1 protein-coding gene is annotated in these 1,277 nt (G+C 43.3%); it reads right to left on the bottom strand.

Features of this window, described 5'->3' with window-relative positions; genetic code table 11:
* Window positions 1-198: 198 nt before the first annotated feature.
* Window positions 199-1,277: Bgr_08870 family protein (locus GQO39_RS08515; protein ID WP_156851772.1), on the bottom strand; the 1,079-nt coding region annotated here is incomplete at its 5' end.

Raw genomic sequence — 1,277 nt, 5'->3', positions numbered from 1 at the left:
TGATTAAATTCTGTTGCCATCTTGCTCTCCAAATCAATGAAGAGACTATAACAACCATCACCATGCTCCATAAGACTGACACTGTCAGTCAAAAAAAGCCCTTTCAAAGGGCTTTAAAGGACTTAAAAACATACAAGCTCGCTTATAGAACGGCTATTCATTTGACTTCTGTCATATCTTGGTTACTTGTGCATCCATTTAATCTTTCCATAACCTTATAAGAACAGCGCCATCAGCACCAGCACCGCTGTAATGCCCATCCCCGTTAGCACCAGCACCTCCACCCCCAAAACCACGCCCTGCTTTTCCTGAAGTATGGTAACCATCTCCCGTTCCTCCAGCGCCACCCCTTGATGTATCGCCCCCAGCATCACCTCCGTTACCACTCATTTCTGCATCAATTCCTTTCGTTCCAGCATAACCATTTCCGCCTTTGGCAAGTCCTAAGAGACTATCTGTTGCCCAACCAAAGTTCCCGCCAACTCCTCCAGTACCACCAGAACCTGAGTAACGGGATGATGGGCTGGAATAATAAGCACCTCCACCACCTTTTCCTCCTGTAGCTGTCATAAAATTTTTGCCAACGGTTGTTGTGCCTCCAGAATTTCCTGTCGCACCATGCTTTGCAACAGAAGTTCCTCCTTTACCAATGATGATATCCTCATGCCCGTTTAAACTGGCTTTATAGCCGTACCACACGGAACAACCTCCACCTCCTCCACCGCCGCCTAAGCAATAAGACCAAGAGCAACCACCACTACCGCCGCCACCCCAGGCTGTAATTTCGACTTTGGTTTTATCCGTGACCCAGTTGGGCCATTCAATTTTCCCATCTTGCGTATAAAGCAATTCAGCATCGGCAATAATGAGTTTATTAATCAAATCTTTTTTGATGTTTTTAATTTCCTGCTTGAGAATATCTATTTCTGATTTCGTATAAACAAGTTCTCCATCGACTCTCAAAGGTCCTTTAAGTGAGCTTCCGCTTGTACTTAAGTTAGTGATCATTTTGTTATTATGGGTAATATTCAATGATGTGTTTCCCAACAGTTCTAAGCCACCACTCATAGTGACTTTGCTGGTAAATTTATTATAATTCTGCCATTCATTGGGGCTGGCTAAACGACCATAGCTTGTGAGATCTTCGTTGATCTTAGCTCTAAATTCATCCAATCCCACAATATCTTCGGTTTTATGTTGATGTGCGCCTAACAATGATATTGCACTGCCAAAGGTGAAGTTATTGTTGCTTGATTTATAGAGAACATAATTGTTGG

Source organism: Bartonella refiksaydamii (assembly GCF_902652675.1).
Taxonomy (GTDB): domain Bacteria; phylum Pseudomonadota; class Alphaproteobacteria; order Rhizobiales; family Rhizobiaceae; genus Bartonella; species Bartonella refiksaydamii.
This window is presented reverse-complemented; position numbering and strand designations above follow the sequence as displayed.